Annotated in this window: 8 protein-coding genes; 5 read left to right on the top strand and 3 right to left on the bottom strand. The window is 37.2% G+C overall.

What is annotated here, in order from left to right:
- Window positions 1-201 precede the first annotated feature (201 nt).
- The 5 genes from QXL17_08220 (at window position 202) to QXL17_08200 (ending at window position 4,145) form a co-directional block, all read left to right on the top strand.
- The gene (locus QXL17_08220; GenBank protein MEM4259111.1) at window positions 202-1,326 is read left to right on the top strand and encodes a hypothetical protein; all 1,125 of its coding nucleotides are present in this window, start codon (window positions 202-204) and stop codon (window positions 1,324-1,326) included.
- Window positions 1,327-1,393: 67 nt separating this feature from the next.
- On the top strand, window positions 1,394-2,389 hold the full coding sequence (locus tag QXL17_08215) for a bifunctional N(6)-L-threonylcarbamoyladenine synthase/serine/threonine protein kinase (GenBank protein MEM4259110.1): 996 nt from the start codon (window positions 1,394-1,396) through the stop codon (window positions 2,387-2,389).
- A complete protein-coding gene (locus tag QXL17_08210) occupies window positions 2,382-3,008 on the top strand; it encodes a KEOPS complex kinase/ATPase Bud32 (protein MEM4259109.1) in 627 nt (208 codons plus the stop codon). Before QXL17_08215 ends, QXL17_08210 begins: the two co-directional genes overlap by 8 nt.
- Complete coding sequence (locus QXL17_08205; GenBank protein ID MEM4259108.1) at window positions 3,005-3,583, top strand: XTP/dITP diphosphatase; 579 nt, start codon at window positions 3,005-3,007, stop codon at window positions 3,581-3,583. The genes QXL17_08210 and QXL17_08205 overlap by 4 nt, the downstream gene beginning before the upstream one ends.
- 106 nt (window positions 3,584-3,689) lie before the next feature.
- Window positions 3,690-4,145 carry a hypothetical protein gene (locus QXL17_08200; GenBank protein MEM4259107.1) on the top strand — a complete coding sequence of 152 codons (456 nt, stop codon included), beginning with the start codon at window positions 3,690-3,692 and terminating at the stop codon, window positions 4,143-4,145.
- Between the two features lie 9 nt (window positions 4,146-4,154).
- Here the strand turns inward: QXL17_08200 and QXL17_08195 are convergent, their stop codons facing one another.
- The 3 genes from QXL17_08195 to QXL17_08185 all read right to left on the bottom strand — a co-directional run.
- Complete coding sequence (locus tag QXL17_08195; protein ID MEM4259106.1) at window positions 4,155-5,252, bottom strand: DNA topoisomerase IV subunit A; 1,098 nt, start codon at window positions 5,250-5,252, stop codon at window positions 4,155-4,157.
- 5 nt (window positions 5,253-5,257) lie between these two features.
- Window positions 5,258-7,210: a DNA topoisomerase VI subunit B gene (locus tag QXL17_08190; protein ID MEM4259105.1), complete on the bottom strand. Its 1,953-nt coding sequence runs from the start codon at window positions 7,208-7,210 to the stop codon at window positions 5,258-5,260.
- Between the two features lie 100 nt (window positions 7,211-7,310).
- Window positions 7,311-7,414 (bottom strand): DUF2080 family transposase-associated protein (locus QXL17_08185; protein ID MEM4259104.1); only part of this gene is annotated, 104 nt, incomplete at its 5' end.

Here is a 7,414-nt window from a genome sequence, read left to right as displayed (position 1 = left end):
TGGTTTTGTTGAAAAAATCTGTAAAAAAGCTTGTTGAATTATGATTTTTTCTGTTTGCTGTGCGTGATTCTCACAGCAAAATGAGACGTTATGCTGAATTTATGGATTCATTTCGGGATGTAGCCAAGATGCACTAAAAGTTTAAATAATAAACATACGTTTTTTTATGTGTAATATACTCATTATGGGATGCGCATGCATGTGGAAAAAATTCATAATTATTTAAAGAAAAAAAAAGAATGTGCGCAGGTTATCCGTATCGTAATCTTACTTACTTTTTTTGTAGTTTTACTTGTTGGTAGTCTTTTTACAAACTTTGTGTCTGCAAGTTCTTTTATCCCTGCACCTCCTGATGGACCAGCTGTTGGATTTTTAGATATAGAATATACGTATACGATTTATACTACGAGCTCTGATGCAGATTGGATGTTCGACTGGGGTGATGGCACATATACTCCCTGGTTGAGAGTTCATGATGGTGAAAATTCAATTGTTCAGACCCATCGTTGGAGTTCAAAAGGTATCTATTCTGTAAAAGTTCAATTCAGAAATACGTATTTCAAAGAAGGTATATGGTCAAACCCGTTACCAGTTACTATTTCTCAATCTGAATTATCTGATTTCCCATATGCGCCTCAGATCATAATAAAAAACAATAATATCTGTGAAGATTCTCAAATTTTGTTCATAACCTCAGCTGTCGATCCGAAGGGAGATAAGGTACAAATACGGTTCAACTGGGGTGACGGAATGATCTCTGAGTGGAGTACGTTAGTTGATTCTGGTGAGTATGTCTCTTTTCAAAAAATATGGAATACGTCTGGTACATATCATGTGACTGCGCAAGCCCGAGATCAATATGGGTTGTTGTCCGAGTGGTCAACACCATTGCTTGTGATGGTTGATGTTGATACTGATCAGGATATGCTTTCTGATACTATAGAAGAACTTGTTGGATCACATTCGAATGATTCAACAGATGTGCAAACCATTCTCATCGATCACACGATGTTTTTTATCGTAAAGACCTATGAAGGTCTAAAAAAATTTTATAATCCAGTTCTAGGAAAGACAACGAGGATCATAGAGAATAATTCTGGTGTTTATTTCATAGATGTTGATGATAATGGTGTTTGGGATTATCAGTATACTACACGTTTAGGTGTGGTAGAAGACTATGTAGAACAAACTCAAGAATCACGTTTGGAGATTCCTTTGCTTTTGATTTTTATTCCAGGTATTGTCGGTGGAGTATTAATTGTTCTGGCGGTTCTCATCAAAACTGGATACATTTATCTCTATGAGGAATACGTTCTTGAAGAATAACTGAAATTGTTCTATTTAGGTATATCTACGAAAAACTCTTGAAGCAGCACAAGTTTATCCTAAAGTAATGATCTGTCTTGGTATTGAGGGAACTGCTCATTCGATTGGTGTAGGCATCATTAAGAATGTTGATAATCGATGTCAGGTTTTGTCAAATGTTATTAAAACATATCAACCAGAAAGAGGTGGGATCCATCCTCGAGAAGCTGCAAATCATCATGCTGAATATCTTGCAGATGTAATACAACAGGCGGTAAATGATGCGCATATTTCTTTTCAGGATATTGATTTAGTATGTTTTTCTCAGGGGCCTGGTCTTGGTCCGTGTCTTCGAACAGCAGCAACAGCAGCTCGTGCTCTTTCATTGCGATTGCAGAAGCCAATTATCGGTGTTAATCATTGTGTTGCTCATTTGGAAATCGGCCGTGGAACAATACCTGAGTGTGAAGATCCTGTGTTATTGTATGTTTCTGGGGCCAATACTCAGGTTATAGCCTTTGCAGAGGGCAAGTACCGTGTTTTTGGCGAAACTCTTGATGTTGGTATTGGTAATTGTCTTGATAAGTTTGGCCGTTTGGTCGGCATGAAGTTTCCCTGTGGACCTCAGATCGAACAATTAGCACGAAATGGGACTAACTATCTTGAGTTACCTTATTCAATTAAAGGTATGGATATTGCATTTTCTGGGTTGCTTACTGCTGCAGAAGAGTATTTCCGCAAGGGTGAAAAATTAGAAGATATTTGTTATTCCTTGCAAGAAACAACGTTTGCAATGCTCACTGAAGTAACAGAACGGGCTATGGCACATACTGAAAAAAAAGAAGTACTTCTCGGTGGTGGTGTTGCGAGTAATACTCGGTTGCGGGATATGGTGGTAACTATGGCGAAAGATCGTGATGCTCTTTTTTTTGTTCCTGAAAAAAAACTGTGTGTTGATAATGGTGCGATGATTGCCTGGCTTGGATATCTTATGTATACGAGTGGTATACGTATGACTATTGAGGATACTGTGATTAATCAGCGTTTTCGAACTGATATGGTACAGGTGACCTGGCGTGATTAAACAAAAAGTGTTGTATCAAGGTGCTGAGGCATTGATTTTCCTTGATTCATATCTACATAGAACAGTGATTCAAAAAAAAAGAATATCAAAACAGTACCGCATTAAAGAGATAGATCGCCGTCTCATTGGTTCTCGAACTAAAGAAGAGGCAAAGTTATTTTCCATGGCACGTAGTTGTGGTGTTCCTGTGCCACTGATTTATGATGTAGATATAGTAAACGGTATCCTGATTATGGAGTATATTCAGGGCAAGCGGATTAAAGATCTTTTACATCACATTTCCCTTCAGGAACGGAAAAAAATTTGTACTTCAATCGGAAGAAATATTGCTCGTTTGCATAATCATCATATTATTCATGGTGACATCACTACATCAAATATGATTCTTTTCGATGATCGAATTTATTTTATTGATTTTGGTCTTGGTTGTATTTCTCAAGATATCGAATTAAAAGGGGTTGATTTGCACGTGCTTATGGAGGCTTTTGAGTCAACACATTCTCAGTATCCAGAATGTTTTTCGTATGTTCTTGAGGGGTATCAGATGGAATATACTGGTGATGCAAAAGCGGTTATTATGAAAATTGATGAGATTGTTCAGCGGGGTCGGTATCGATGAAGACTATTTTTTTTATAACGAGTAATCCTGGAAAAGTAGCTGAAGCTTCAGCGAAATGTAAGGAATGTGGATTACGTGTTCTTCAAAAGGATTTTGGATATCCTGAGATTCAAGCAGATAGTCTCGAGGAGGTTGCTAGATTTGGCGTTGAATATGTACGAAAAAAATTTAATGAACCATTTATTCTGGAAGATGCTGGTCTTTTTATTCACAGTCTCAACGAGTTTCCCGGCGTTTACTCAAAATATGTCTTTTTGACTATTGGTCTTTCCGGTGTGTTAAAATTGTTAGAAACGTCATCTGATCGTTCAGCGGTATTTCGTTCTGTTGTTGCTTTTTCGTCACCTCTAATTGATCCTGTGTTTTTTACCGGTGAAACGTTGGGGACTATCACATCCTATGCACGAGGAACGTTTGGTTTTGGTTATGATCCAATTTTTATCCCGAATGGTCATACAAAGACGTTTGCTGAAATGGACAGTACTGAAAAAAATATCTATTCACATCGTGCACAGGCATTGGATAAATTTCTTCGCTATATACAAGAACATCAGAAGCTATTAGACTCAGTATAAAATAGAAAAAAAGTTGATGTTCTATACGTTCTTTAAAGAATCGTAAAAAGTGAAAGTATATAAAAATAAATTTGATATAACCTATGTAGGAAAAGTTGGATTGAATATGGATACTACAGCAATATCTACTGAGGAACGGTTAAAAAATCGATATAGCAAGATTTCAAAAATTGTTTTTATTATTGCGATTCTGTATCTATTTTGGGTCTGTTTCGTTATGCTTAGTATCTACTTTTTTGGGTATGGGTATCGGTGGGCGTTCGTTACTATTGATCTTTGGATTTTGTCAGCTATAGTTCTCCTCTGTTTTTTTGTAGTTTTAGAAATTTTTTTCCTTGGGCATATCATAAAGATTCGAAAAAAACGATTATTTGCTGAAATACCAAAACCGGTTATTATTGAAGGAAGGCCGGTTTATGTGTATACGATTCCTGAAGGTGCATCAGGCGGTCTTTTTAGTAAAACATTGATTCCTCTTGACGATTCAATGATGGTCATGATTCGATTTCAAATGCTTAAACCCCATGATCTATGGAAAAAAGATAATAATAAGGTACAATAGTGAATTTTTTTATTTTTTTAATATGCCTAGTTCAGTTAGTTTTTCTGGTAAATATGTATCAGTTACATAGTCCAAACCATATTTTGCGAGTGCTTGCTGTTCTGATTTTTTCTGAAGTGTTAATTGTAGTTTAATTTCATGTTTCCAGAATTGATCTTGGAATCGAGGGTCATCAAGTTCGCTTTTTAATGCTTGGATATCTTCATCGGTGAGTTTGTCAGTTGGAAGTTCGTAGTTTTCAATATCAGATGGTGTAACGCCAAGGTATTGAGCACCAGGTGTGGCAAGAAATTCCGAGATATGTGCTGTTTTAATTGCACCGTATGCAACACTTGCATAAATTCGAAAACTCCAAGGGTCACAATCGGTAAAAACTAGTACTGGCAGTTTTTTTTCTTCATTGAGTCGTTTGATGAATCGTCGTGTTGAGCGAGCAGGTTGACCTTTGAGATGAACAAGAATTGCTCGTTGTTTGGTATCAAAACCATTTTCAACAAGTCGATCAAACATACCACCGGTTTCAATGGCAAGAATAAAATCAGCATCAACTTCTTTAAATTTGATTTTATCAGATTCAACATAGTAGGGTATTGAGTATCCTGCATCGCCGACATCATCTTGGCAGTGGATTTTTTTCTTCTGATTGTTCCTGGTTACTTCTTCAAGTACGAGATTTCCGATGACACTTGCACCGTTTTCTTCGGGACGTAGTTTGAAATCTTCTCGCATGCATCCTGTGATTACTTCGAGATCTTCGGCAAGCAGGTCTGATTCGTTTTGCGAGTTAAATTTTCCGAGATCCCATCCTTCAGAAATGTAATACATTTCTCGTAGTGTTGATGATTTTTTAACGTTAATCATTTCTTTGATGAAGTCAACCATATACATGGTTCGTAGGAGCATACTTGCGCCATCAAGTGAATTTGCGGTTCGTTGTGTTCGTCCTTTTCCATATTTCCAAACGTTGAGTTTATGATCAAATTGGATGTTTGCTTTAGTTCGTGTTGCCAGTTCTAAGCTTGGAATCTCAGCATTGATTAGATCCTCGTATACTTTTTTTGCAATTGAATCAATTTTTTCAATTACTTGAAGGTTTTTTTGAGACATTTTTCCTATTCACCTTCCCATTTATCTGCACCGATAACGTATGCTGGATTGATGTTTTCAACATATAAATCGTTTTCATCAAAATCTCCTTTCTTAAGCCCGGCGAGTTCAAAATGGATATCTATTTTTCCAATTGGTTGGATAGTATCTAAGGTCCATTTGATATAATTGTCAGTTATTTTTGTTGGTTGGGGTTGTACATCGCCAAGGATTGCATCACGAGGTTTAATTGCATAGAGATTAAATTTTTGTGGTTTATTTTTATAATTGATAATCATAATCGAGCTTTTCGTAATCCAACCGCTGTCTTGTTCCTGGGTTGTAGGATTTTGGAATAAGGTTGTTTGAGTGCTTTTCGGATTTCCTATTTTTCGTGGAGGTGCTTTTTCGTATTCAACGAGATCTTCTATCCAAACAACATCCATGATTTGTGTTATGACTTTTTCAAGTTTTGGTATTGGTTTATTGAGCATATGTGCTGATTTTTTTGCAATTTCTGGTAATATCTTGGTAATAAGATCAAATTTTTCTCGTGTTTTTATGCGCCGTTCTTTTTTGTTGATATGTTGTTGTACTTTTCTAGCACATTCACGGAATGCAAGTTTAATTTCGTTTTCAATTTCTTCAATATCTGCAATTGCTTCTTTACTTTCAGAAGTATACGGTATCATAGTTGAGCAAACGTGGGTAAAGAAAATAGCAGGGCCGATAGGTATGCCGGTTCCTGATGGTTGGTCGAGGCCGTACCGACGCCAGTCGATACCTGAGATTGCTTGTGTAGTTGCACAATCCCCTTGTTGGAAGAGAAGCGGTATTCTGTTTGCAAATCGAAGAATTCGAACCGGTTTATCTTTTGGGAGATTCCCGCCATAAACAAGGCCAACTTCAACTTGGAACGGATGACCTGAATACACAGATGGTGGCCGTGATGCTGTGATAATAAATTCTGGTGAAACTTCTTGTGTTTCATATTTAAGACTTCGACGGATTAAAGTCTCTCCGATAGGTGAAAGACATTCAGTAGAGGGAGCCATGATTTTTACAGTTTTAAACGCTTTATGGAGTTGCAGGAGTTGTTCTCTGGTAAGATCTTTTGGATCAAGATTTCGATCGATGTGTGCTGCTTCGCAGACTAAATCTGCAGTTCGTTCACCCATGCTGCTGAATTCTGTTTTTAAAAATGATGCAACTTTTCTGCTGGTTGTTTCTTTTGCTAATTTCATAAGAGTTCCGAGTTCTACTCCATAGGGATGTGGTTTAATTTCAGTACATTTTTTTGGGAGGATATCTGCGGTTCGTTCGAAAACATGTTCTTGTCCATCTGCATCTTTATAGACAATTCGTGCGTGTGGGTTTACGATGGAGGTCCCTTGGAGATAGTCGTAGACAAATCGTTTGCCTCGTTTGTAATCTGCTCTGACTGCTACTTCAATACGTGTTCCATGCGGTTTGTCCCAGTGTACTGTGTCAGTATTTATGATTTCCCCTCGATTTTTATTAGTATCTATCGCAAGATCAGTGATAACAGCGGGTCGATCTGGTTCGATTTTTGAGGTGATTTTTGCATGTTTTCCGGTGGTGAGTTGACCGTAGAGAACTACAGCAGATATTCCGATTCCTTGTTGTCCCCGACTTTGTTTAATCGCATGAAATTTGGATCCATAAAGAAGACGCCCGAAAATGTGTGGTATTTGTTGTTTGATAATTCCCGGTCCGTTATCTTCAACAACAATAGTACACTCGTCGCTTTCATGATTGGTTATTTGAACAAAGATATCTGGAAGAATGTTTGCTTCTTCACAGGCGTCCAAAGCATTATCAACTCCTTCTTTTACGCTGGTCAGTAATGCTCTGGTTGGGTTTCCAAATCCTAGGATATGTTTGTTTCGTTCGAAGAATTCTGCTACCGATATTTCTTTTTGTTTTTTTGCAAGCTCATATGCAATTGGTTCGGTCAAAATTATCCCTCTCTTAAAGATAGTTATGCATCCGAGATGTAATCAGAATAATGATTATAAAATTATTGCATGATTTTGACATTGGGACAGAATTCCATAATCAGTCTTTAAGGATGATAACATAGGCTCGTTTGCCTATGTATTTTTTTGGTGCATCGACTTTTGCACTTGTCCCAAAAGGTGTTATTCTTTTTTCATAAAAGA

It is taken from the genome of Candidatus Thermoplasmatota archaeon, assembly GCA_038884455.1.
GTDB lineage: Archaea > Thermoplasmatota > E2 > DHVEG-1 > DHVEG-1 > JAWABU01.
This window is presented reverse-complemented; position numbering and strand designations above follow the sequence as displayed.